Origin of the sequence: uncultured Dysgonomonas sp. (assembly GCF_900079725.1) — a bacterium.
Lineage (GTDB): Bacteria > Bacteroidota > Bacteroidia > Bacteroidales > Dysgonomonadaceae > Dysgonomonas.
In genome coordinates this window covers 2,098,603-2,124,569 of record NZ_LT599032.1, presented here as the reverse complement: position 1 = coordinate 2,124,569, position 25,967 = coordinate 2,098,603, and the positions used below count along the sequence as shown (strand labels likewise).

Sequence of the window (25,967 nt, the reverse complement as noted above, 5' to 3'; positions counted from 1 at the left end):
CTCTGTGTCATGTTGAACGGAGTGAAACATCTCGTTTCTCAGGGTCGGGTTCCTTCGTTCCACTCAGGATGACAGCAGAAAATAACAGAACAAAGTAGAGAACTTAACAGTCCTGCCCTTAGGGGAGGTTGGAGAGACTAAAAGGTTACACTTTTTCATTCATTTGCTAATTTACAAATCTGCTAATTAATTATTTCAAAGAGCTATCAGCTAATAGCTAAAGGCTATCAACTCTATATAGATAAACCTCTTATAAAAACATCATCATTTATTCATCCGATTTTAATATTATATTTGTATAAATATCGGATTATGTCTAAACTCGATAAAGAAGATTTTACTAAAGCCGTCTATGAAATTGTAAGAATGATACCTTACGGGCGGGCAACCAGTTATGGAGCGATAGCTAAAGCTATCAGTCATCCCAACATGTCGAGGATGGTCGGGCGTGTTATGGGCGAATGTAATTCGGCTAAAAGCGGTATTCCTGCCCACCGTGTAGTCAATAGCAGCGGGGTATTATCGGCCAAGGAAGCATTCGGCAGTTCCGGAGAAATGCAGACGCTGCTCGAAGCCGAAGGAGTTATTGTAGCAAACGACAGGATAAAGAACTGGAAATCCGTATTCTGGAACCCGATGAAAGAGATAAACCTTTAATTCTTCAATTTATTCATTCCGAAAACGAATATCACAGCAAAGCAGATCAGTGGTATGATAAATCCGGTAGCCATAGAGTACAGATCGGCGATACGTCCCATCAGCATAGGGATAACAGCACCTCCGGCTACAGCCATAACGATAAGGGAAGAACCCTTCTCTGTATTTTCTTTCAATCCGCTTATACCTATCGCAAATATCGTAGGGTACATGATAGACATAAAGAAATATGAAGCAAAGAGGCATACCACCGATACCATACCCAATCCCATAACCACAACAATCATCAATAAGACATTCATTACAGAATATATTGCCAGCAATTTCTTAGGATTAAAAAATTTCATCATATAACTTCCCGATATACGGCCAATCATAAACATACCCATACCGCCGAATGCAAGTATTTGGGAAGCCTCCAGATGCGAAATGTCGGGACGTACCTCAATTACATAATTGATAAAGAAACTGCCTATGCCTGTCTGTCCGGCCACATAAAAGAACTGCGCTATGACTGCAAATATAAAAAGAGGATGCTTCAACAGGTCTCTGTAACGGCTTTTGGTATCTGTTGTTGCCGTATTATCAGACGTTTCCGTTTCTCCTGCTGCTATCTGTGGTAAAGGAGTGCGTATAAACAATACAGCGATAAGCAGTACAACCACCCCGATACCAATATAAGGCGTAGCCAATGCTGCGAAAGGATCACCTTTATCCGAAAAGATAAGCAATCCTCCCACCAGAGGGCCTAATATCCAACCCAGACCATTAAAGGATTGAGCCAGATTGATGCGCCTTGCCCCCGATTCGGCAGGGCCTAAAACCGTTGTGTAAGGATTGGCTGCCGTTTCGAGGCAGGTCAGTCCGCAGGCAATGACAAACAGTGCTATCAGAAAAGGCAGGAATGTCTTGATCAATGTTGCCGGATAAAAAAGAAATGCTCCGATTGCGAAGACCAATAAACCGAAAACAATTCCTTTCTTATATCCATATTTTTTTATTATTAATCCGGCGGGGATACCCATCACAAAATAACCGCCGTACAGGGCAAACTGTACTAATGCAGAGCGAGCCTTGGAGATTTGCAATATTTCCTGAAAGTGGGCATTAAGAACATCCAGTAAGGCATGAGCGAATCCCCACAGGAAAAACAGGCTGGTGACAAGTATAAACGGAAACAGATAGTTCTGGCCATCCTTCCCCTTGAACATGGAATTACTTTTCAAGTTATTTTGCATGGTATGTATCGGTATTAAAAAGGTTAAGTTGCTCCAAGATTTATAGGAACAGATGTTTTATTTTAGCTATTGCATCAGTCCATCTTTTTGTGTTTTCGGGATAATATATTTTTTGTTCAAAGCTGTTTTTTATAATCTTGTGTCCTTCTTCTAAGTCCTGTATTTGTTTGTCGGCTATTGCCTGCTGAATAATATTACCCACTGCCGTTGCTTCAGTAAGGCCTGTTATCACCTCCATATTCAATGCGTCGGCTATATATTGGTTCAGCAACTCATTGCGGCTTCCGCCACCCACCACAAAGATATATTTTATTTCCAGACCTGTGCATTCCTGCAACTTGTCCATTACAGAATAATACTTAACGGCAAGAGATTCCAATACACAACGAACTAATTCTCCTTTCGATACGGGGATCGGTTGATTGGTGCGTTGGCAATATTCCCGAATGGCTTTTTCCATAGAAGCGGGATGGGTAAATACCGGGTTATCGCTGTCTACAATACTGCGAAAAGGTTCTGCCTTATTACACTCTGCGAAAAGGTACTCATAATTGCATTCTTCGTTTGCTTTCTCCCATTCGTCAATCAGTCTTTGCAAAAGCCAAAGCCCTGTAATGTTTCGCATAAAGAGAATCTTATCATCTACACCGCCCTCATTTGTAAAATTATTTTTTCGGGCTTCTTCTGTAAGAACAGGTTTGTCTGTTGTTACACCCAACAGCGACCATGTACCCGAACTCAGAAATGCCCAGTCTTTACCATTTGCCGGAATGGCGGCAATAGCACTGGCTGTATCGTGCGAGCCAACAGAAAACACATTGATACCATCAGCTCCTGTTTCTTCTGCAATTTCATTCCTTAGTTTACCAATAAGATTGCAGGGGTAGATGATATTTTCCATCAATCGATATGGTAAATCCAGCTTATCAAGGATAACTTTGCTCCAGAGCCGTGTCTGCGCGTCTAATAATTGGGATGTAGAAGCTATAGTATATTCATTACAGACAATTCCCGTAAGGAAATAGTTTATAAGATCGGGAGTAAACAACAATTTATCGGCGATTGATAATACCGGGTCTTCTTTTTGTTTAAGACTTAAAAGTTGGAAAACGGAATTTATTTCCATCTGCTGAATTCCTGTAATTGCATACAGTTCTTCAGTAGAGATAGATACGGATGCTATGGCAGATATACCTTCGGTACGGCGATCACGATAGCAAACAGGATTGGATAGTAAATGTCCCAATTTGTCTATCAGCCCGAAATCGACACCCCAGGTATCTACTGCAATGCCTTTCAGTGTATAGCCTTTTTTTGCGGCTAAACGGATACCCTCTTTTATATTCGAGAACAACGACAGGAAATCCCAATAGAGCGTATTGCCTAACGAAATGGGAGGATTGCTAAAGCGATGGACTTCATCCAGCCGGATTTTCCCGTTTTCAATGAAGCCGACAATCGCCCTGCCGCTTCCTGCCCCGAGGTCTAAAGCCAGATATGCCATGATAATGATCTAATTGATTAATATGCCAATGTGCCCATTAATAAGCAGATAACGTAACACCATAACTCATAACTATTATTTTCCGGATTTTCCTAAGATATAAACCTCCAGATCACGAATTTCTTCATCACTCAAAGTCTGATAATTACCCTCACCTGCACGTACAATTATGCCGCATGCAAATTCAAAGAAGACCGCTTTTTGGAAGGCATCATCGAAATCTTTTCCACAAACTGCCTGACCATGCTTGCTCATCAATACACAGTCATGTTCTTTCAGGGCATTTGTCACAGCATCAGCCAATTCTTTAGAACCGGGACGGAAATAGGGTATTACCGGAATTTCACGGCCGCAGTAGCAGGGAACTTCGGCTACGACATTGAAATTCTCGGGCTTGTTTTTCATACATGAAACGATTGTGGCATATTCCGACTGGAAATGCAGCACTACATTCATGTCTTTCCGCTCTCGTAATACTCCAAGATGGAAGACACTTTCCATAGAGGGTTTCGGTCCATCTATCCGCAATCCTGTCGATATATCGCATACGGCTACATTTTCTTCCGCCAGACGTGGAAGCCATGAGCCTGTACCCGATACCAATGCAGTATTTCCTTCTACACGCCACGAAAGATTACCGCTGCTGCAAAGCTGCAATCGCTCTTTTCCGACACGATGAGCTTGTTCTATAAATTTTGCAATATGTTCTTTTGTTATCATTTTAATGTTTAGTTTACAATGTGGATCACGTCAATGCGTCGGTAAGGGAAAATATACGTTCTACAAGTTGCCATTTCTCTTCCGAACGCTGCCCCTCTCCGGCTATCTGAAATTGAGATACAAATTCTTCCCATTCGGACTGCCTTTCGTATGTAGCCAGTTTACCGAAAGAAACATCCCAGTCGAAATCGGGAGCTGTCTCTATTAGCATGAAGGCTATATCATTTATCACATATATCTCCATATCCAGAATGCCTACCTTGCGAATGCCTTGAGGAATTTCCTTCCAGATATTATGGCTGTTGTGCCAATATTTATATTGTTCTAAGGTATCCGGGTTTAGTTTCAGGAACTGGCAGAAGTGTTTTGTCGCCCCTGCCGGTTCTTTTTTATACCCTTCTTTCAGGTCTTTCATCATTCTTCTTATTTCTTATAAAGAGGCCCGTATGTCAGGCATGCCCGGTAATCGGCATTTTCTTTATCCATACCGAATGCGTTCCATGAAGACGGACGGTAAATATCATCAGTGCTTACGTTATGCATACATACAGGAATGCGAAGCATAGAAGCCAGTGTAATCAGATCAGCTCCGATATGCCCGCAGCTGATAGAACCATGGTTAGCCCCCCAGTTATTCATTACCGAATATACATCTTTGAAGTTAGGATCGTCTGTCAGGCGAGGGACAAACCATGTTGTAGGCCAGCCCTTATCGGTGCGTTCATCTAATATCTTGTGCACTGCCGGGTCCAGATCTACTGTCCATCCTTCGGCGATTTGCAATATAGGGCCCAGACCCTTTACCAGATTCAGGCGAACCATTGTACAAGGCATTCCTCCACGTGTCAGAAATTTGGAAGAAAAGCCACCTCCCCTGAAATATTCACGGTTGGCCGGCATCCATGTTGTCGCGTCCAGACAGGCTTTTGCTTCCGCTTCTGTAATATCCCAGAATGGCTTCATCGTAGGCTTTCCATCCTTGTCGTTCTGACGGCCACTGCCGTCTAGGGTTGCAGCGCCTGAATTAATCAGGTGGATCATTCCTCCGGAAGCCAGACCATCTAATTTCTTACCTGTTACACGTTCCACAGATTCGGGACTCCAGTATGTACGTACGTCTGCAAATATCTGTGCTGTATTGGTAAGTAAATAGCCGAATAACATAACCGCTCCGTTCAGTGCATCATTTTCGGTAGCTAGTATATAAGGAGAGCGGATGCCAGTCCAGTCGAAAGATGAATTCAGAATTGCTTCGGTAAAATCACCGTTTGCATAAAAATCCGTCCATTGGCGTTGTCCTTGGAATCCCGCGGCAATAGCGTTGTGTCCCAAAGCCTCTTCGCCGAATCCCATTTCTTTCAGTTTCGGATTGCCTATCATCAGGTCGCGGACTATCAATGTCATCTTCACGATGAACTCCCAGTCTTTATCTCTTCCGTTCTGATCTTTTTTTAGGTCTGCCCGGTTGATAGTATCTTCGCCTTCCCTGCAATTCGCTTTAGCCCAAGCCAGCGCTTTTTCATATTCTTCTTTATCGTATATGCCTTCGGTCATACGGCGGATGATTTCCACTTCGTCGACACCTTCGCAGCGCATGCCTAAGTAATCTTCGAAGAAATCGGTATTTACGATAGAGCCTGCGATACCCATACAAACGGCTCCAATAGATAAGTATGATTTTCCTCGCATGGTAGCCACAGCCAGACCGGCTTTTGCAAAACGGAGCAGTTTTTCTTTCACATCGGCAGGGATTTCCGTTGTTCCTGCATCCTGCACATCGCGTCCGTAGATGCCGAATGCGGGTAATCCTTTTTGTGCGTGTCCGGCTAATACCGCCGCAAGATATACCGCTCCGGGGCGTTCTGTTCCATTGAATCCCCAAACGGCTTTTACGGTGTGTTGTTCCATATCCATCGTTTCACTGCCATAGCACCAGCACGGAGTAACGGTAATGGTAACGCCTACACCTTCTTTCCGGAACTTTTCGGCACAGGCGGCGCTTTCGGCTACACGTCCGATAGTTGAATCCGCAATGATGCACTCTATAGGAGAACCATCCGGATATTTCAGCGTTGAGGTCAATAAAGATACTACGCTTTTCGCCATGTTCATTGTCTGGGTTTCGAGTGATTCGCGTACACCACCCATACGGCCGTCGATAGTGGGACGGATGCCAATTTTCGGCCATTGGCCTTGAAATCTTTTTGTTGTCATGATATCGATTTAGATTTAAAATTATTTGTTCGGTATATCTTAGTCGCTTCTTACCGAAGAAGGTTGATTCAGGTTATAATGCGAATTTATGGATAAAATACAAGAATAACTGTCACTTTTTCGATGGATAGATAGTATTATATCGATATGTTGTACCTGGAATAATTGATTATATATTATAAATAAGTATATTTATAATTTATTTAAATAACATTAAAGCGATACGTGTCTATGTATACTATTGCCGATAACTTTGATTTTATTCTTCTGAACATTGGCTACTCGGAGCTCAATGCAAACTGGAACTGGAAAAATATCTATAGTCCTTTCGCCAGAATATATTATGTGAAAGGAGGAGAGGCACGTACAAAGATTGGTGGTAAACTATATACACTAAAGCCCGATCATATCTACCTGACACCGCCTTTTACTCTGCACAATGATGAATGTGACGGCTATTTTTCGCTATACTACATCCATTTCTATGAAAGAGTGATGAATAAGGAATCTGTATTTGACAAATATGATTTCCCAATAGGGATAAAAGCTGAATCATTGGATTTTTTGCTGACAGAGAGACTGCTAAAGATTAATCCTGAACGCCATTTAAGAAATTTAGATCCGGAGTTATACGACAATTTTCCGAATTTTTCACAATATATAGCCGATAACAATAAGATACCCCGTCATTCCATCATCGAAACGCAAGGTATATTATATCAGCTGATGGCTAAGTTTTTTGAAACGGCTAAAGTTAAATCGGATAATAGAGATAGCCGGATAATCAGCGGATTGAAATATATTCATGAAAATACAGATAAAGATATATCTATAGACCAGCTGGCAGCGATAGCCTGTATAACCAAAGACCATTTTATCAGGTTATTCAGAAAAGAAATGAAATGTACGCCATTGAAGTATATAAATCTGAAAAAGATAGAAAAGGCTCAATTGCTGTTACTTACTACCGGTATTTCTATAAGGGATATTGCTCTCGAATTGGCGATAGATAACATTTCATATTTCAACCGGATGTTTAAACAGCATGTCGGCCAAACCCCTTCAGAATACAGAAGTGAGTATAATAAACAACGGGTCTTCGGAAATATCGGAGATTAACAACCTTTTCAAGCCTACTTAATTCTCGTTTGAATCCTCGTTTATTTTTCCCAAATCCTTAAGATAATTAGACGGCAGAACCCCGAATTCGGACTTGAAGGCCTCCCGGAAGTAGGCCATACTGTTGTATCCTACCAGAAAAACCACTTCTGAAACTGTGTACTTGCGTGATAGAAGCAACTGTTCGGCATGCTGCATTTTTATCTTCCGTACCAGTTCATTTACGGTCATTCCGGTAAGAGCTTTCATTTTGCGTGAGAAAGAGGAATAGCTCATATGTACTTGTTCTGCAAGGAAGGTCACATTTATCTGTTCGGATTGCATATTGTCTTCAATAATAGAAATCGTTTTTTCAACAAATTCATTGTCCAGTTGATTAAGCGAATTTGAAGATACCACTTTCTTGTAGGTATCTGTTGAGAAATATTTGGCAACTTTTTCTCTTCCTTGCAGTAAATTGATTGCTCTGGTTTTTAGCAGATTTGCACTGAACGGTTTTGTTATATAAGAGTCGGCTCCAGCCAAATAGCCCTCAGTTTTATCTTTCTCCGAATCTTTGGCGGTCAGTAAAATAATCGGAATGTGACTGGTCCGCATATCTTCCTTCAATGTACGGCATAGTTCCGTTCCGGTCATTACAGGCATCATTATATCACTGATAATAATATCAGGAATTTTTTCTATTGCCAGCTTTAGTCCTTCTTTTCCATCTTTGGCTGTAATAATCTCGAAAGAATCAGATAATGAATCAGAGATATAGTCTTTTATATCTTCATTGTCTTCAATTACTAAAAGCAAAGGGGCAAAATCACTTTTCTTTTCAATGATGAGTTCTTCTTTTACATCATGTAAAGCATCAGGATAATCGTTGTCTATCTTGAGCCTGAAATAGAAAGAAGTGCCTTTGTTTATTTTACTTTCTACGCTGATAGAGCCTTCATGCAGTTTTACCATATTTTGCACTAAAGCCAGTCCTATGCCTGTACCGGAGGCCTGGTATTCTCCTTTGACCTGATAATACCGATCAAAAATTTTATCCAGGACTTCCTTTGGCATACCATATCCTGTATCGCATACTTCAATTTCCATGTATCTTATTTCTTCGGAAGAAACTTCGCGAAGTATGACAGATACATAGCCTTCCTTTGTGTATTTCAGAGCATTGGATATGATATTGTCCAAAATAATCGTTATCACTTCGCTGTCGTAATAGAGTAGTGGATCTGCTTCAAGAAACATATTGACCGAGATATCCTTATTTTGATTCAACTCTTTATACTTAAGAATTATTTCCTGTATAAGACCTGATATGTTTCCGAACGAAACGGACAATATTCTGTTATGCGTTTCACTTTTACTAAATTCCATAATCTGATTGATCAGATTAGACAAACGTATTGCGCTCTTGTGGATAAGTGATATTTTTTTTGCCTGTCCGGGCATTAGTTTATCCTCTGTGAGGTCTCCTAAAGGCCCTATGATAAGGGTTAAAGGGGTTTTTAATTCATGTGTTATATTTGTATAGAAACGTAGCTTTTCGTCATTTAATTCCTGCTCCTGCAAATGATTTTGCTTTTCGAGATAGAGTTGGTTTTCCAAAAATAATCTTCGCTTATAGAACCATATAATACCTGTAATGATAGAGATTAGAATAAGCGAGTAAAGAGTTTTGGCCCACCATGAGAACCAGAAAGGGGGATCGATTTCTACTTTTAGACTCGTTATATTGGTTGACCATTCCTGGTTCCGTATTCTCGATTTGATATGAAATATATACTTCCCCGGGGAAATATTACGAAAAGTAACCTGATTCTGACCTTTTGTTTCGTACCAGGCATTATCTACACCTTCGAGAAAGTAAGCATATTCTATGCGGTCTTTCAGGGCGTAGTCCATGATACTGAAATCAATGGTAAAGGTATTCTGATCGTATTTTAGTTTTGCTCCAGGGCTTATGGGCATATCGATCGTATTGTTGGACTGAATGCCCTCCGTGTCATAGATACTAAAATTGGTGATGACAACCGGAGGTATCTTGTAGTTTCCGGGATTTATGTTGGAATTAAAGTAACATATCCCATTCTGAGAACCAAAGAAGACCGTTCCATCCGGGGCTTTAGCCACTGCTGCATTGATAAAGGTTCCCCATGGTATACCATCATGGAAATCATAATTTTCGATGTGCTTATCTTTTACCGAAAATTTAGTGATTCCGGCATTTGTTGTTATCCACATCTCCCCTTTCTTTCCTTCTACTATAGCACGTATATTATTATCGGGAATACCGTTACTTTGACCTAAAACATCAAAGTCATATTTTTTTGAAGCAACAGAGGGGAAGGTTGCTAGCCCATCGGCTGTCGCTATCCATATCCTGTTATCAGAGTCCTGGTATATATAATTTATATTATTAGAAATAAAGTCGCTCTCAAGGCTAAATTTCCGGATCAAATCAAATTCGGGAGTAGTGAGACTTAATCCATAGATACGGCTTCCTATCCAATAATTGCCATTAACATCCTGAAATATAGAGGTGATAAGTCCGTATGGTAATTCGGCTTTTTGCAGGTTTTGCTCTTTAATCTCATTAGTGGCCGGATTGTATCGCAAAAGCCCGTCATGTGTACCTATCCATATATTATGAGACTTGTCTTCATATATACAGGTAATGTATTGATATAGTTCACCTTTTTCTGTTAATTTTATTTTTTCAAATATATTCTTATGTTTATTAAGTCGCATAAGGCCGTTCCTGTCTACTCCGAGCCAAATGTTTCCTTTGCCATCGGCTAAAGATGAAATGATATCGTTACCGGGTAGTTTGTTATTGGCTTTACTATAATGTTGCACCTTATTTCCCCCTTTATAAACATCGACATTTCCGTTTGCCGTACCTACCCAAAGCTGGTTCAGAGGATCATAACTGATGCATGACACTATTTTATCACTCAGCCCGTTATCATCACCCCTTATTGGTGAATAAGATAGTGTATTGAAATAGGGCTCTATATGCTTAATTATGTTAAGACCTTCGCCATAAGTTCCCATCCAGACATTCCCGTAAGAATCCCCGAAAATTTCAACGATAGACGATGATGATAACCCTGTTTGTGAATCACTGGGCCTAATATGGTCGAAGTGAACATCTTCAGGAGAAGATAAATTTTTTGTACTTAGATCAAGGATACTAACCCCGCCTCTCCATGTTCCTATCCATAGGGAATTGTTTACCTCACAAATAGAATGGATATCGTCGCTGGAAAGACTAAATGGATTTTCCTTATTATGTTTGAATATGGTGAATTTTTCGCTGCCGGGATTATATAAGGCCAGCCCCTTGTGTGTAGCAAGCCATATGCGGCCTCTGGAATCGATACACATATCCAGTACCTCATTTCCCGGTAAACTATGGGGATCATCGGGATTGTGTTCGAAAAATTTTATTGTGTTGTTTTTAGTCGATAAAATGCTGAAACCTTCACCCCAATGGCCTATATACAGGTTGCCGTTCATATCATCGGCTATACATTTTATCTTGTAATCTTTTAGCTGTGGTAAATTCAATGAATTCAGGTGAGTAATTGTATTACTCTTCTTGTCCAGCTTTTTTAATCCGTTGTTATAAGTGGCAATCCATATATTGCCGCCTTCCGAAAAACAGAGGTCTGTTATTCCATTTGATTTTGTGCTGTTGGGTTCGTCTGAGCTTACCGGATAATGATTGAATTGTTGGGTGGAGCAGTCGAAAACGTTTAGTCCTCCCGATTTAGTAGCAATCCATATAATATTCTCATCCTTGTCGGCTAATATCTTGTTTATACCATTGCTGCTTACTGTATTATTATTCAAAGAATGAGTTTTGTAGTTTTTGAAAACGTAGCCATCGAACTTATTCAGGCCCCACTCGGTACCAAACCACATACAACCATTTTTATCCTGAGCTACACAGAGAATATAATTATCAGACAGGCCTTTTTCTATTCCCATCTTTTCGATTACAGGCGGCATAGTAAAGGAGGGGAGAGAAACCCCTAAAAAAATAAGCAGGAACAATTTCTTTCTTAGCATCATGATTCAGGCAGCAGATTTCTATAAATACAAATATAACGACTTTATGTAACCCTTATACGAAAAAAGTATTGTATGATGGTGTTTGAATAAATAGAGTTTGTTTTTTACCGTTTAGCGTCTCTTGGTAGAAGCCTCTGTTAGATATCTTTGTTAAATGAACATGAAAATAAAATAATAAATATTTCAAAATAATTTAAATACATACCATGAAAAAGACGAATCTGTTTATTATTGCACTCTCATTTCTATCGATGGGTGCATGTACATCCCAAAAAGCTAACTGGATAAGTACCACTGCCGATAATGCCTGGCAATACAAAGCGGGGGTAATATTAGAAAACACGCCGAAAACTGCTGATTACTATGAGATCATGGTAGATAACCCTGATCAGACAATAGAAGGATTCGGCACTTGCTTTAATGAATTATGCTGGGATGCTATCCAGTTGGTTGATAAGGCAAAGCAAGAGGAAATATTGAGGAATCTGTTTGATCCTGAAGACGGGTTAAATTTTACATTTTGCAGGACATCTATTGCTGCAAACGACTATTCGCGGGAATGGTATAGCTATAATGAAACGGATGGCGACTTCGAAATGAAGAATTTCAGTATCGAACGCGATAAAGAGACTGTAATACCATTTATAAAGTCCGCGTTGGCTTTGAACCCCGATATAAAATTGTGGGCTTCGCCATGGAGTGTACCTACATGGATGAAAACGAATAAATATTATGCAAATCAGAGCGGCCCTTGCAATGATTTACCTAAGGAAAAGGAAGTCCCTCTCTATAACGACCAGGTAATTCAGAAGCCGGAATATCTTCAGGCATTGGCTCTTTATTACTCTAAATATTTGGATGCTTACAAAAAGGAAAGTATCGATATATCAATGATAATGTATCAGAACGAAGCTTTTACATTCAGCCAATGGCCAAATGGATCATGGAAACCTCAGAGCATTGCTGATTTTAATATGAAATACCTTGGTCCGCATCTGGCAGAGACCCATCCTGAAGTTGAGATATATGCAGGTACATTTAATACATCCGATCCTCAGGTATATGAAGCTGTATTAAATCATCCCGATTCGAAAAAATATATAAAAGGAGTTGGTGTGCAATGGGAAGGGCGTGATATATTCCCAAAACTGAGAGAATTATACCCGGGCTTCAAGTTAATGCAGTCTGAAAGCGAATGTGGATGGGGTGATTTCAGCTGGAAACATGCCGAACATACTTTTAACCTGATGAAGCGCTATATTAATGGTGGAGCTAATTCTTATATGAACTGGAATTCTGTTCTCAAAGATGATGGTAGCAGCACATGGTGCTGGAAACAGAATGCATTGATCCGTATTATGAGTGATACGAAAGAAGTTATATATACTCCTGAATATTATGTGTATAAGCATGTTATCTCTATGGTTCCTAACGGCTCAAAAAGACTTCCTGTAGAAAGTGCTAACGGAAAAGAGCCTAATATGCTGGCCTTCAAAACTCCGGGGAATGATATAATACTGATTGCGGCTAATTATGAAGAGACACCAGTTGGAGTAAGTATAAAGGTGAATGACGATTACATGTCTGTGAATCTCGAACCGAAGTCATTTAATACGTTTGTCATAAAATAATTTTAGTTATGAATATTAAATTCAAGTTATTCGTTATTTCATTCCTTATCCTAGCTTGTATCAGCGACATATCTGCTTCGGATCGAAGAATAAGCATAAACAAGGGGTGGAAGTTTCATCGGGGTAGCACTTCAAACGCTGAGCAGCCGGCTTTCAATGATACTAAATGGAGGACACTTGATTTGCCTCACGATTGGAGTATCGAACCTGTTCCTGTCCAAAGAGAGGGAATCACAGTCGGTCCTTTTTCCAAAATCAACGAAAGCGGGGCAGGAGGAGCGGATACGGGACAAACACTTGGAGGTGAAGGATGGTATCGTAAAGAGTTTACAATCGAAAAAGAAGATGCGGATAAATTGTTCACCCTCTATTTTGAAGGAATATATAATCAATCGGAAGTATGGGTCAACGGTAAGAAAGTCTATTTCAATCCTTATGGCTATACATCTTTTAAAACAGAAATAACCGGATATTGTAATGCTCCCGGCATACCGAATATAATAGTTGTGAAAGCGGTCAACACCGGACAAAACAGTCGTTGGTATTCAGGGTCGGGTATTTACCGGAATGTATGGTTAATAAAAACGGATAAAATACATCTGAATGAATGGGATACATTTATAGATGCATCCCGGTTAGCAGGGAAAGATGCAGAAATCAGATTTTCCACAATTATACGTAATCGGGATATGCAAAGCGATTCTGCAAAGCTGAAGATTAAGATAGTTTCACCTTCGGGACAGGAAGTCTCTTCTACATATTACAATGCAGTATTGTCTGCAGAAACCCCTGTGTCAATGTCTTTTAATGTGAAAAATCCGGAATTATGGTCGGTTGATAAACCAATGCTATATACGGCAGAGGTATCGGTAGAGGCTAATGGGAAAAATTATGATCACATAAAGATACCTTTCGGGATACGTACTATTTCCTTTTCTTCCGAAAAAGGTTTCTTATTGAATGGAAAATCCATTAAACTGAAAGGAGGTTGTGTACATCACGATAATGGGTTGTTAGGAGCCGCCGCCATAGACAGGGCAGAGGAAAAGAAAGTGGAACTGCTGAAAGCTAACGGGTATAATGCAGTGAGGTGCGCCCACAATCAAGTTTCGGAACAATTTCTGAATGCTTGTGACAGATTGGGTATTCTGGTTATCCACGAAACATTTGACCAATGGCAGAAGCCTAAGCGCGAGCAGGATTATCATCGGTTCTTTGACGAATGGAGCGATAAGGACCTTGCAGCCTCTGTCCGCCGGGATAGGAATCATCCGTCGATAATTATGTGGAGTATAGGAAATGAAATAGAACAGCGTGCCGACTCTGTGGGCGAAGTGATAGCAAAGAGGCTGGTAAATACGATCAGGCAATATGATACGAGCCGCTATACTACTGTCGGTGCAAATGATTTTTGGGATAGGCGGCAGTTTAGCTGGGACAAGGATTCTCACAGGGCATTTGATAATGTAGATATTGCAGGATATAACTATGTATGGTGGAAATACGAAAGCGATTATAGGGCTTATCCCGACCGGATAATCTACGGAAGTGAATCATACCCGAAAGATGCCGCTCAGAATTGGAATCTGGTAGAAAAACATCCGTATATCATTGGCGATTTTGTGTGGACAGCTATAGACTATATCGGGGAAGCCGGATTGGGTCATACACTCGAACTATCCGAAGGAGAACATAACCCTCAGTTTATGGGTTGGCCGTGGTATAATGCATGGTGTGGCGACATTGATTTCTGTGGAGATAAAAAACCGCAATCTTATTATCGGGATATCCTGTGGCGGGAACGTAAAATATCTATGGCCGTCCGCCCTCCGGTAGCTCCGGGGAAAAAGGAAATAGTGAATGGTTGGGGATGGACCGATGAACTGTTAAGCTGGAACTGGAAAGGGATGGAAGGACAGACAATGAGAGTGAATGTATACAGCCGCTCACCTAAAGTAAGGCTATACCTTAATGATAAATTGATAGGCGAAAAGGAAACAGATAAGGAGAATTATACTGCGACCTTTGATGTGGCGTATACTCCCGGAATACTGAGGGCTGTGAATTTAGATAAGAATAAAGAAACAGCAACTTCTGTACTGAAAACAACAGGAATACCGGCCTCTATCAGACTGACAGCCGACCGTGAAACAATAAAGGCAGACAAGAACGATCTCTCGTATGTCAAAATAGAGATTGTAGATGAAGACGGAGATGTTATACCCGACGCAACACTGCCTGTTAATATAAAATGTACAGGTAACGGTTCCGTTATTGCTGCAGGAAATGCCGCGTATGATGATATGAAAAGTTTTCGCTCGTTGAACCCAAACACTTTCCGTGGAAAAGCGATAGCCATTATTCAACCGGATGAAAGCAAAGGTGAAATAAACCTTAGCGTGTCTGCGGAAGGATTGCCCGAATCTTCTATTATAATACAAGCGTATTAATTAGTGATACTTAATATGCTCATTATTTGAGGGATTATCTTTATATTTACACCTAGTCGGTACTAATAATAAAGAATTATTATGTATAAAATAAATATTATTTCAGTCCTGTTTTTACTGTATAGTTGCTTCTCTTTCTCTCTTTTGGGTGCTGAGAATATCAAAATCGTGAATCTGAAAACTGAATACACAGAGACTCCTCTAGGTATCGATGTGGAAAAACCCCGGTTCAGCTGGCAAATGAAATCTACAGAACAGGGGTGTTATCAAAAGGCCTACCAGATACAGGTTACAGATGAGAAGGGTCTAAAAGTATGGGATTCGGAAAAAACAGAAGAGAATATTTCACTGAATATAATATATGCAGGCATTCCTTTAAAACCTGCTACACGCTATATCTGGAAAGTTTCTGTTTGGGATCAGAGTAATACAAAACATACAGCGGAATCATGGTTTGAAACAGGCCTGATGAATCCCGATCCTCTGCTCTCAGCCTGGAATGGGGCTCAATGGATTGGTGGAGATAATAAGGATATGATCTTATATTCTTCATATCTACCCGTTTTCAAAATCGGGTTCTCATTAAAGTTGGATGAAGCTTCAGGAACGACTAAAGCCGGATTCATTTACGGAGCTAACGATAGCCGGCTAATGGATAAATATAAGAACCTCTACAAACTGGAAAACGGAAAAGATACTTCCTTTCTTCTTGTAGAATTGGATATTTCTTCCTTATCGGTAAATGGTTCTGCATATTTGCATATCTATAGGGCCGGATATGACCCTCAGGATAAGAAGGATGTACCTTTGAAGAGTATCCCTGTTCCGACTGCTATAATTAATGATAGGAACAAGTATGAAATCCATAGAGTTTATCTGTCATCCGTTTTCGGATACACCCATATTTATATGGATGGAACAGAAAAAGATAATTTATTAGGAGAGATGAATCTTAACCCTTTAGGACAGGGTGGTGATTTTATTGCTTTTCCTATGCTTGCCGAAATAGGTTTTTTTGTGCCCAAAAGCCAAACAGCTTATTTCTCGGATGTGGAGATTCGTAATTATCGCAGTCCGTCTAATATTCTGTTTTCGGAGGATCTGAAAGAACAACAGTATGTGGGAATATTCTCTGCTTTTAGCAAGAATTTAACAGTAAAAAACGCTTCTTATCAGATCGAAGGAAAAGACTCCGGTGTTTTTATAATTGCAAATCCGGAAAGGAATTCAATGCCAATGTTGCGTACTACTTTTGCCACATCCGGATCGGAGATATCCAAAGCCCGGTTGTATGTGACTTCCCGCGGAGTTTATGAAATATTTATGAATGGCAGGCGAATAGGTGATGATTATCTCAATCCCGGACTAACCCAGTACAACAAAACTCATCTGTATCAGACATATGATGTTACAGATCATTTGCTTACCGGACAAAATGCCATAGGGGCGACATTAGGCGAAGGCTGGTGGAGTGGCGGTGCTACTTATACAGGTGAATTCTGGAATTTCTTCGGAGACAGGCAATCCTTGCTGGCAAAACTTGTGATAACTTATTCTGACGGAAAAGAAGAGGTCATCGTGACTAATCCTTCGACATGGAACTATTTTAATAACGGACCCTTAGTTTATAGCAGTTTTTTTCAGGGAGCAGTATATGATGCTTCCCGGGATTCGCTGGTCGAGGGATGGTCTATGGCGGATTATGACGATTCCGAATGGAAAAATGCGGTGGAAACCGGCTTAACCGGGTATATTAGTACAGATCCTATAAACAAGCAGCATAATATGCCGATGGCAGACGACTATACCAACATGAGGCTTATCGGTCAGTTTGGCGAAACTGTAAAAAAGATAAAACAACTTACTGCTGTTTCTGTAGAAGAAGTTCGTCCGGGTGTTTTTGTATATGATATGGGACAAAATATGGCAGGAGTTCCCCAAATAAAGCTAAAGGGAATGGGTGCAGGGAAAAGAATAACACTGCGTTTTGCCGAAGTTAAATATCCCGATCTGCCGGAATATAAAGATAATACGGGAATGATCATGCTGGAAAATATCCGTGCAGCTATGGCACAGGATATTTACATAACAAAAGGGGGAGATGAAACGATCAATCCTCGCTTTACTTTCCATGGATATCGCTATATTGAAATAACAGGAATAGAACAACCTTTGCCTCTGAATGCTGTAGAAGGTGAAGTGCTGAGTTCGATACACGAACTGGCATCACACTATGAGACATCGAACCCTAAAGTCAATAAACTCTGGAAGAATATCACTTGGTCTACATTCAGTAATTTTCTATCCATACCTACCGATTGCCCTCAACGGAATGAACGTTTGGGATGGAGCGGGGATATATCTGTGTTTTCCCGCACAGCGACCTATCTGGCGAATGTGTCGCAATTCCTCAATAGGCATTTATTGGCGATGAGAGATACCCAAAGAGAAGACGGTAGGTTTACCGATGTAGCTCCTCTGGGTGGTGGTTTTGGCGGTATTTTATGGGGTAGCGCAGGTATAACGGTGGCTTGGGAAAACTATCAGCAATATAATGATACACAGATGTTGGCGGAACACTACGATGCGATGGAAAGCTATGTTGATTTTCTGATTCGGCAAATTGATCCAGATACCAATATAATGGGAAATAAATACAGGCAAAACTGGGGAAGCCTCGGTGATTGGCTTAGTCCCGAATATGATAAGAGTGAAAAATCGCTTATGTGGGAAGCCTATTTCATCTATGATCTGACATTAATGAAAAAGATAGCAACTGTATTGGATAAAAAAGAAGACGCCCACAGATATGAGGAACTATGCACAGAACGTAAAGCATTTTTTAATAAGACTTATATTGACAGTGAAACAGGTAAAACAGTTTTTCCTGATAAAGATGATACGGGACAAAAGAGATTGATAGATACACAGGTGTCATATGCCTTGGCTCTTGTCTTTGATATTTTTGATGATTCTAACAAAGAAAAAGCATTGAATAACTTTGTTTCAACTATCACTCGGAGGAACATAGCTGATATAGGAACTATATGCCCTCCTTACTCTCTTATGACAGGATTTATCGGGACGGCGTGGATCAACAAAGCTATCTCTGATTGCGAGCGTACAGATATAGCTTATCGTCTCCTTCAGCAGACAGATTATCCGTCTTGGTTATACTCAGTAGAGCAAGGGGCGACTACAATATGGGAACGCCTCAATTCCTACACTCATTCAGATGGATTTGGAGGGAATAACCGGATGAATTCTTTTAACCATTACTCTTTTGGAGCCATCGGAGCATGGATGTATAATTATTCCTTAGGAATTGAGAGGGACGAAGCCTATCCCGGATTCAAACATTTTATTCTAAAGCCGGAACCTGACCCTAGTGGTGAAATGACGTATGCAAAAGGATATTATGACTCGATGTACGGCCGTATAGAAAGTTTCTGGGAAATAAGGGGTGATGCTTACCATTATCAGTTTTCCATTCCGGCCAATACTTCGGCAACGCTTTGCCTGAAAGCCTCCTCCGCCGATAAGGTAACCGAAGGGGGTAAACCTCTTTCATCATTAAAAGGGGTGAAATGCCTGAAGTCTGATAACGGATATATGGTTTTTGAATTGCAATCAGGAGATTATCATATACAGGTAAGAAAATAGTTTTAAAGGTCTGAGGATAGCTGGAAGTAGGATATCAGACTTAAAATATACCATGTTTATGGTATGAAAATACCTTACTTTAGCGATTTCATAAATGCAGAATACCATATACCTTTGTATTATTGAAAATCAGATATTAAAATTATAATCTTATGGGAAAAATTGCTAAAAAACTAACAGACCTTATTGGTAACACTCCATTGCTGGAGCTTTCAAATTATAATAAAAAACACGGACTTGAAGCTGCAGTAATCGGAAAACTGGAATATTTCAATCCGGCATCGAGTGTAAAAGATCGTATTGCCAATGCGATGATAGAAGATGCTGAAGCATCAGGTGTTTTAAAGCCTGATAGTGAGCTGATTGAGCCAACCAGCGGTAATACAGGTATCGGACTAGCTTTTGTAGCTGCGGCTAAAGGGTATAAACTGACTTTGACAATGCCGGAGACGATGAGTATCGAACGTCGTAATTTGTTGAAAGCATTAGGTGCTAATATCGTTTTAACACCGGGTCCGGAGGGTATGAAAGGCGCTATTGCAAAGGCTGAAGAATTACAGAAAGAAAATCCAAAAGCTGTGCTCTTGCAGCAGTTTGCTAACCCTGCTAACCCTGCAATTCATAAACGTACTACGGCTGAAGAAATCTGGCGGGATACAGATGGGAAAGTTGATATTTTTGTATCCGGAGTAGGTACAGGAGGTACAGTAAGCGGAGTAGGGGAGACATTGAAAAAATACAACCCGAATGTAAAGATTATAGCAGTTGAACCAACCGATTCCCCAGTGCTGTCGGGCGGAACACCTGGGCCACATAAAATACAAGGTATCGGGGCCGGTTTTATACCTAAAACATATGATGCTTCTGTTGTAGATGGAATAATTCAAGTGAGCAACGATGATGCAATACGCACAAGCCGTGAGTTGGCCAGAGAAGAAGGTCTGCTAGTCGGAATATCTTCTGGTGCAGCTGCTTATGCCGCAACTTTGTTAGCGAGGAAACCTGAAAATAAAGGTAAGAATATAGTTGTTATCTTACCTGATACAGGTGAGCGCTATTTGTCTACAGTGTTGTATGCCTTTGAGGAGTATCCTCTTTAATCATGTATATAGTTAAATTGTTTGGTTATTAGATTTAGTTGAGTAATTGGCCTTGTTGCCGGTTACTCATACTTATTATAGTAACTGTTATTTTTAGGTAAATATTTATCTATATATATGCATCGGTTAGTATATGGTTTTCTGATATTTCGTCGTTAACAGTGAGAGGTGTTACCTTTTACAATGTTAACTGAGATCATATTTTGACCACAGAATAAAAGATATAGCATGGTATTCTCAAGAAAGGCACAATGAAAAAATGGAAAATGTGTAACTTTTGTTACTTTTTATTTTTAATAATATATATCATATAAAAAATTATAGAGATGAGTAAGTATAAATTTGAAACCCTTCAGGTACATGCCGGACAGGAAAAAGAGCCGGTAACGCGTTCGCGTGCAGTTCCTATCTATCAGACAAGTTCATATACATTCGACGATGCCCAGTATGGAGCCGATTTGTTCGGTCTGCGCAAGTTTGGGAATATCTATACCCGTCTGATGAATCCGACCACAGATGTTTTCGAAAAGCGTATTGCTGCTCTTGAGGGTGGAGCCTCCGCGCTGGCCACTTCTTCCGGTCAGTCTGCACAATTCATTGCATTAAATAATATAGTGTCGGCCGGAGATAATTTTGTCACTACATCTCATCTTTACGGTGGTACATATAACCAATTCAAATCGCAATTCAAACGTTTAGGAGTAGAAGCACGTTTTACACCGGATGACGAACCTGCTTCTTTCGAGAAACTGATCGACAACAAAACAAAAGCAATCTATCTGGAAACAATTGGTAATCCTGACTTGAATATACCCGATTTTGAGGCTATTGCAGCTGTGGCGGATAAACACGATATTCCATTGATTGTAGATAATACTTTTGGAGCAGGAGGCTACTTATTCCGTCCTTTGGAACATGGGGCTACCATCGTCGTAGAGAGTGCTACCAAGTGGATTGGCGGACATGGTACTTCTCTTGGAGGTGTTATTGTAGATAGTGGAAAGTTTAACTGGGGTAATGGTAAGTTCCCGGAATTTACAGCACCTTCTGAAAGTTATCATGGCTTGGTATTTTGGGATGTCTTTGGGGCAAATGGTCCGTTCGGTAATATTGCCTTTACTATCCGTGCCCGTGTAGAGGGCCTTCGTGATTGGGGTAATACAATCAGCCCGTTCAATTCATTCCTCTTGTTGCAAGGTTTGGAAACATTGTCTCTGCGTGTTGAACGTCATGTAGAAAATACATTGGCTATTGCAAAATGGTTGGAACAGCACCCTAAAGTGGAATATGTAAACTACCCGGGACTCGATAGCAGTCCTTATCATAGTCTGGCTAAGAAGTATTTCAAGAACGGATTTGGCGGGGTTCTGTCCTTTAAGGTAAAAGGCTCAGGCGAAAATGCCGACAAAGTGATAAACTCTCTTGAGCTGATAAGCCATTTGGCGAATGTGGGAGATGCTAAGTCTCTGATTATCCATCCAGCAGCAACTACTCATGAACAGTTGTCGGATGAAGAGAAAGTGGCTACGGGAGCAATACCGGGCTTACTGCGTATCTCTGTCGGCATTGAGAATGTTAATGATATAAAGGCCGATTTGGAACAAGCTTTGGCTAAGATATAAAAAAACCAACCGCTTAAAATAAGAATAGGCTAATCCTTATCGGGTTAGCCTATCCTTATTATGTTATGTGACTTATTAGTCTGTAATTCCTAACTTAGTTTTTACCATTTTGCTCGCATCTGTTGCATGTGAGCCTATGTGTAATAAAGTTGCAGCATCTAAGATATATGCATAGTTGTTCTCATCGCCAACATCCTTGATTGCTTGTCTCATTTTTTGCTGAATAGGAGTGATTAGCGTTTGTTGTTCTTTCTCAAATTCTGCTTGGCTTGTTTGAATAAAGTTTTGATATCTGTCTCTTAGTCCATCCAATTGAGTTTGTCTGTCGAGAAGAACGCTTTCTGTTAAGTTTGTAGTGTCTTTTTGAAACTCTTCTACTTTCTTTGTGTATTCAGCTTCTATAGCTGCTGCATTCTTTTTAATTGTTTCGCTTTTTGCTGCAAGTTTAGTTTCAACGTCTTTTAGTTCAGGCATTTTTGAGAAGATCTCATTTGCATTGATGTATGCAATTTTATCCTGAGCGAACATCGACATTGGCGCTATTACTATAAGCAATAGGATTAGCTTTTTAAACATAGTTATAAGTTCTTTTAAGTGGTTAATTCTATATTATTGAGGACAAATATAAATAATTATTTTGAATATCCGAGTTTTGCAAGAACTTCATTACTAATGTCTATTCTTGGAGAAGCAAAAATAACACTTTCGGCTGAGGCCCTATCGAGAACAAGCTGATAGCCTTTGGCTTCGGATATCTCTTTTATTGCATTATATATATCATCCTGAATGGGCTTCACTAAGGCTTCTCTCTTCTTGAAGAGTTCACCCTCTGGCCCAAAATATTTCTTGTTCAGTTCTTGCAGGCTTTTTTCTGTCTCTACGATTTCATTTTCTCTTTTGGTCTTTTGTTCAGCAGATAGGAAAACAAGATCGGCCTGATATTTTTTGTACATGTTTTTTACGTCGAGTTGCACTTTTTCTACTTCACCTTGCCATTTTTTAGACATTACGTCAAGTTGCTCCTGTGCGGTCTCATAACTACTTATATTTTTCAATATATATTCCATATCTATAAGAGCAAACTTTTGAGCATAGCTTCCTGCGGTTATTCCTATAAATAAAGCAAATAGTAAAAATATTCTTTTCATAACTGTTGATTTTTGATGATATATATTAGACACACAGTTTATGCATTTGTTTATTCCGGTTTCTATAAATAATGTTAATTGCCGGTTGATTAAAACTCTTGTCCGATAATAAAGTGGAATTGGCTACCACTCTTTTCACCTGTAGTGCTAACAGAATCAAATCCATATGCCCAGTCTATACCCATAAGTCCGATCATTGGGAGCATGATACGTGCACCTACTCCGGCAGAACGTTTAAGATCGAATGGATTGAATTTCTTTAGGTCATTCCATGCATTACCGGCTTCAACAAACGTCAGCAAATATATTGTTGATGATGGTTCCAGAATAAGAGGGTATCTTAACTCTAGTGCTAAACGTGAGTATGCACTTGCCTGTGTACCTAATGAACCGTTTTCATAACCACGTAGTCCGATCGTTTCTGTAGCATATGTGCTTGAATATCCTGACATACCATCACCTCCCATATAGAATGTTTCGAATGGAGATTTCTTATTTTTGTTGAAATATCCGACAAATCCATATTCTGTGCGGGTCATCAACACCGGTGTCTTTTGTGTATCATATAAGGAGGTGAAAGTTTTGGCTTTAAATTTCCACTTATGATATTCTATCCATTTGAACTTTTCGCCTGGTTCATAACCATATTCATCTGATTTCATGTTCGCATAATCTTTGCCGTCAAAAGCAGAGAAAGGAGGTGTTATCTGCAAGCTAAGGGATATATCCGTACCACGGCGGGTATATACCGGATTGTCGATAGAGCGTCTGTTCAATGATAGATTCACACTTAGGTTGTTACAAACTCCATCTTTTACAATAAAGTATGCCCAGTCTTTCATTCTATATAACTGATAAGATAATTCGGCTTGTACAAAGAAGTAGTCATCTGGCCAGCTCAGGCGTTTACCATATCCTACCGAGGCTCCGATCATCTGGATAGATTTATTAGGGTCAGCTGCGAAACTATAGTCGCTATATCCGCTTCCGTATCCGCTTCCATACCCATATCCGTATCCATAGCCATACCCGTATCCATAATTATTGTTGATATAGCGGCTATTGATGTCTGTTTGTCTTGAATAATATACTCCTACTGATAAAGAGTTTGGACGCTTGCCCCCAAACCAAGGATCCATAAAGGATGCAGAGTATGATTGATAGTATTTAGCATTTGTCTGAGCACTTAATGTAAGAGTCTGACCTTCTCCCTGAGGAATAATCCCTTTATATGATTTAGGGTTTAACATATTCTTTAAAGAGAAGTTAGAGAATTTCAAGCTTAATTTTCCTATAATACCGGTCTGTCCCCATCCGGCAGAAAATTCTACCTGGTCATTTGCTTTAGATACTAATGGCAGGTTGATATCCACTGTTCCTGATTCGGGATCCGGCACAATACCCGGATTTAAGTTTTCAGGATCGAAGTGCCCTGTCTGTGCGATTTCACGTAGTGAACGTACAATGTCGTCGCGGCTATAAAGTGCTCCCGGCTTAACACGTAATTCGCGACGTACAACATCTTCATATACACGGTCGTTACCAGCTATAGTTACTTTCCGGATCGAAGCTTTCGGACCCTCAGAGATACGTATTTCCAAATCAATAGAATCATTGGCTATATTTACTTCCACAGGATCGGCGTTAGAGAATATATAACCGTGGTTCTGATAGAAGTAGTTCATTACAGACTCTTCATTAACAGATAATTGTTCTGTCAGTTTCTTCTGATTATATACATCTCCGGGTTTCATGTTCAGCAATTGTTGTAGCTGCCATGTCGGATAAACAGTGTTTCCAACCCATTTTACATCTTTGAGGAAGTATTGTTTTCCTTCATCCACCTTGATTTCGATATCCACTTTGTCCGGTTTCTGAGCATCAGCATATACGGTGTCCCATGTGATTATAGCGTCCCGGTAACCAAGTTCATTATACTTCTCTATCAGGAGTTCTTTATCTTCTTCATAGCTTTCGGATACGAATTTGGTAGAACGGAGGAAGTTTGCTATCCAAGCCTGAAAATTACTCTTGTGGCGAGTCTTTTTCATTGCTTTCTCCAGTGTTCTGGCCTTAACTTCAGTATTACCTTCTATTGTTATCTTGTTGACCTTTGTCTTGTTCTTCTTAACTACATCGATATTAAGGATAACGTGATTTTCCTTAGATAAGTCGGGTTTGTCGCTCAATGTGATTTCAGCTTTGGTAAACCCTTTTTCGTCAAAATATTTTTTTATGATAGTTTTAGCCCGGTCCATTTGGTTTGGTGTAATTTGCAGATTTTTTACCATCCCTATCTTGGCCTCAATATCCTGCCGCTCACTTTTTTTCATCCCGGTATATACTATATCAGATATGCGCGGGCGTTCTTTCAGGTTTATTTCCAACCATATCTTATTACCTTCAATCTTGGTAGCCAGAATTTTTACATCAGAGAATAATCCTTGTCTCCAGAAACGTTTAACTGCATTAGTTATTTCTGGTCCCGGGATCTCAATCTTGTCCCCTACTTGCAGTTGGGCAAAGCCGAATAACGTGAAGTCTTCGTACATCGGATTCACGATGCCGGAAAGCTTCATATCTGCTATTTCGTATTTCTTACTACTGTTGTAAGAGATAACAGGCAGGCTGTCCACATTTACCTGAAGGGCCTTATTCACATTTTTAATTTCTGTGCTGTCTGTAATTCCCTGAGCTTTTACGGCTGTTGAAATTGAGCAGAAGAAGATAATGAATAGAAAAAATAAACTTTTTTTGAACATATTTTGTTTCGTAGTTACTTTCTAATATTTAAACCTGTTTTATTATCTATAGTATGGAGTTGACATAA

General features: G+C 40.0%; 16 protein-coding genes. 7 read left to right on the top strand and 9 right to left on the bottom strand.

What is annotated here, in order from left to right; all coding sequences use genetic code 11:
* Positions 1-312: 312 nt before the first annotated feature.
* Positions 313-657 (top strand): MGMT family protein, encoded by a 345-nt coding sequence (locus QZL88_RS08915; RefSeq protein ID WP_296940243.1) that lies wholly within the window; start codon positions 313-315, stop codon positions 655-657.
* Here QZL88_RS08915 and QZL88_RS08910 read toward each other — a convergent pair.
* The 5 genes from QZL88_RS08910 to QZL88_RS08890 form a co-directional block, all read right to left on the bottom strand.
* The gene (locus QZL88_RS08910; protein WP_296940241.1) at positions 654-1,895 is read right to left on the bottom strand and encodes a sugar MFS transporter; all 1,242 of its coding nucleotides are present in this window, start codon (positions 1,893-1,895) and stop codon (positions 654-656) included. The two genes, QZL88_RS08915 and QZL88_RS08910, sit on opposite strands and share 4 nt — an antisense overlap.
* Positions 1,896-1,935: 40 nt before the next feature.
* Complete coding sequence (locus QZL88_RS08905; RefSeq protein WP_296940238.1) at positions 1,936-3,399, bottom strand: rhamnulokinase family protein; 1,464 nt, start codon at positions 3,397-3,399, stop codon at positions 1,936-1,938.
* Positions 3,400-3,474: 75 nt separating this feature from the next.
* A complete protein-coding gene (locus tag QZL88_RS08900; protein WP_296940236.1) occupies positions 3,475-4,119 on the bottom strand; it encodes a class II aldolase/adducin family protein in 645 nt (214 codons plus the stop codon).
* Positions 4,120-4,144: 25 nt separating this feature from the next.
* Positions 4,145-4,537, bottom strand: a complete 393-nt coding sequence (locus tag QZL88_RS08895; RefSeq protein ID WP_296940234.1) for an L-rhamnose mutarotase — start codon at positions 4,535-4,537, stop codon at positions 4,145-4,147.
* Positions 4,538-4,542: 5 nt separating this feature from the next.
* On the bottom strand, positions 4,543-6,333 hold the full coding sequence (locus tag QZL88_RS08890) for an L-fucose isomerase (RefSeq protein ID WP_296940233.1): 1,791 nt from the start codon (positions 6,331-6,333) through the stop codon (positions 4,543-4,545).
* A 231-nt stretch (positions 6,334-6,564) separates the two neighbouring features.
* Here QZL88_RS08890 and QZL88_RS08885 point away from each other — a divergent pair, with 231 nt between their 5' ends.
* A complete protein-coding gene (locus QZL88_RS08885) occupies positions 6,565-7,452 on the top strand; it encodes an AraC family transcriptional regulator (protein ID WP_296940229.1) in 888 nt (295 codons plus the stop codon).
* An 18-nt stretch (positions 7,453-7,470) separates the two neighbouring features.
* On the opposite strand, the gene QZL88_RS08880 is transcribed toward QZL88_RS08885, so the two are convergent.
* Positions 7,471-11,523, bottom strand: coding sequence for a two-component regulator propeller domain-containing protein (locus QZL88_RS08880; protein ID WP_296940225.1), 4,053 nt, complete (start codon positions 11,521-11,523; stop codon positions 7,471-7,473).
* 206 nt (positions 11,524-11,729) lie between these two features.
* Between QZL88_RS08880 and QZL88_RS08875 the strand changes: the two genes are divergently transcribed.
* From QZL88_RS08875 to QZL88_RS08855, 5 genes are all read left to right on the top strand, one after another.
* Positions 11,730-13,154 carry a glycoside hydrolase family 30 protein gene (locus QZL88_RS08875; RefSeq protein ID WP_296940223.1) on the top strand — a complete coding sequence of 475 codons (1,425 nt, stop codon included), beginning with the start codon at positions 11,730-11,732 and terminating at the stop codon, positions 13,152-13,154.
* An 8-nt stretch (positions 13,155-13,162) separates the two neighbouring features.
* Positions 13,163-15,604: a glycoside hydrolase family 2 TIM barrel-domain containing protein gene (locus tag QZL88_RS08870; protein ID WP_296940222.1), complete on the top strand. Its 2,442-nt coding sequence runs from the start codon at positions 13,163-13,165 to the stop codon at positions 15,602-15,604.
* Positions 15,605-15,685: 81 nt separating this feature from the next.
* A complete protein-coding gene (locus QZL88_RS08865) occupies positions 15,686-19,267 on the top strand; it encodes an alpha-L-rhamnosidase (protein ID WP_296940221.1) in 3,582 nt (1,193 codons plus the stop codon).
* A 152-nt stretch (positions 19,268-19,419) separates the two neighbouring features.
* Positions 19,420-20,367 carry a cysteine synthase A gene (gene cysK, locus QZL88_RS08860; RefSeq protein WP_296940219.1) on the top strand — a complete coding sequence of 316 codons (948 nt, stop codon included), beginning with the start codon at positions 19,420-19,422 and terminating at the stop codon, positions 20,365-20,367.
* Positions 20,368-20,693: 326 nt separating this feature from the next.
* Positions 20,694-21,989 carry an O-acetylhomoserine aminocarboxypropyltransferase/cysteine synthase gene (locus QZL88_RS08855; protein ID WP_296940217.1) on the top strand — a complete coding sequence of 432 codons (1,296 nt, stop codon included), beginning with the start codon at positions 20,694-20,696 and terminating at the stop codon, positions 21,987-21,989.
* Positions 21,990-22,064: 75 nt separating this feature from the next.
* On the opposite strand, the gene QZL88_RS08850 is transcribed toward QZL88_RS08855, so the two are convergent.
* From QZL88_RS08850 to bamA, 3 genes are all read right to left on the bottom strand, one after another.
* Positions 22,065-22,565: an OmpH family outer membrane protein gene (locus tag QZL88_RS08850; protein ID WP_296940216.1), complete on the bottom strand. Its 501-nt coding sequence runs from the start codon at positions 22,563-22,565 to the stop codon at positions 22,065-22,067.
* A 56-nt stretch (positions 22,566-22,621) separates the two neighbouring features.
* Entirely contained in the window at positions 22,622-23,137 is a 516-nt protein-coding gene (locus tag QZL88_RS08845) for an OmpH family outer membrane protein (RefSeq protein ID WP_296940214.1), read from the bottom strand.
* A gap of 89 nt (positions 23,138-23,226) precedes the next feature.
* Positions 23,227-25,899 (bottom strand): outer membrane protein assembly factor BamA, encoded by a 2,673-nt coding sequence (bamA, locus tag QZL88_RS08840; RefSeq protein WP_296940212.1) that lies wholly within the window; start codon positions 25,897-25,899, stop codon positions 23,227-23,229.
* Positions 25,900-25,967 lie beyond the last annotated feature (68 nt).

Bases quoted from the DNA above. Each gene is read 5' to 3' on its own strand.
- QZL88_RS08900 (WP_296940236.1), bottom strand. From the start codon at position 4,119: ATGATAACAAAAGAACATATTGCAAAATTTATAGAACAAGCTCATCGT.
- QZL88_RS08910 (WP_296940241.1), bottom strand. From the start codon at position 1,895: ATGCAAAATAACTTGAAAAGTAATTCCATGTTCAAGGGGAAGGATGGC.
- QZL88_RS08905 (WP_296940238.1), bottom strand. From the start codon at position 3,399: ATGGCATATCTGGCTTTAGACCTCGGGGCAGGAAGCGGCAGGGCGATT.
- QZL88_RS08845 (WP_296940214.1), bottom strand. From the start codon at position 23,137: ATGAAAAGAATATTTTTACTATTTGCTTTATTTATAGGAATAACCGCA.
- bamA (WP_296940212.1), bottom strand. From the start codon at position 25,899: ATGTTCAAAAAAAGTTTATTTTTTCTATTCATTATCTTCTTCTGCTCA.
- QZL88_RS08865 (WP_296940221.1), top strand. From the start codon at position 15,686: ATGTATAAAATAAATATTATTTCAGTCCTGTTTTTACTGTATAGTTGC.
- QZL88_RS08885 (WP_296940229.1), top strand. From the start codon at position 6,565: ATGTATACTATTGCCGATAACTTTGATTTTATTCTTCTGAACATTGGC.
- QZL88_RS08895 (WP_296940234.1), bottom strand. From the start codon at position 4,537: ATGATGAAAGACCTGAAAGAAGGGTATAAAAAAGAACCGGCAGGGGCG.
- QZL88_RS08880 (WP_296940225.1), bottom strand. From the start codon at position 11,523: ATGATGCTAAGAAAGAAATTGTTCCTGCTTATTTTTTTAGGGGTTTCT.
- QZL88_RS08890 (WP_296940233.1), bottom strand. From the start codon at position 6,333: ATGACAACAAAAAGATTTCAAGGCCAATGGCCGAAAATTGGCATCCGT.
- QZL88_RS08875 (WP_296940223.1), top strand. From the start codon at position 11,730: ATGAAAAAGACGAATCTGTTTATTATTGCACTCTCATTTCTATCGATG.
- QZL88_RS08850 (WP_296940216.1), bottom strand. From the start codon at position 22,565: ATGTTTAAAAAGCTAATCCTATTGCTTATAGTAATAGCGCCAATGTCG.
- QZL88_RS08870 (WP_296940222.1), top strand. From the start codon at position 13,163: ATGAATATTAAATTCAAGTTATTCGTTATTTCATTCCTTATCCTAGCT.
- cysK (WP_296940219.1), top strand. From the start codon at position 19,420: ATGGGAAAAATTGCTAAAAAACTAACAGACCTTATTGGTAACACTCCA.
- QZL88_RS08855 (WP_296940217.1), top strand. From the start codon at position 20,694: ATGAGTAAGTATAAATTTGAAACCCTTCAGGTACATGCCGGACAGGAA.
- QZL88_RS08915 (WP_296940243.1), top strand. From the start codon at position 313: ATGTCTAAACTCGATAAAGAAGATTTTACTAAAGCCGTCTATGAAATT.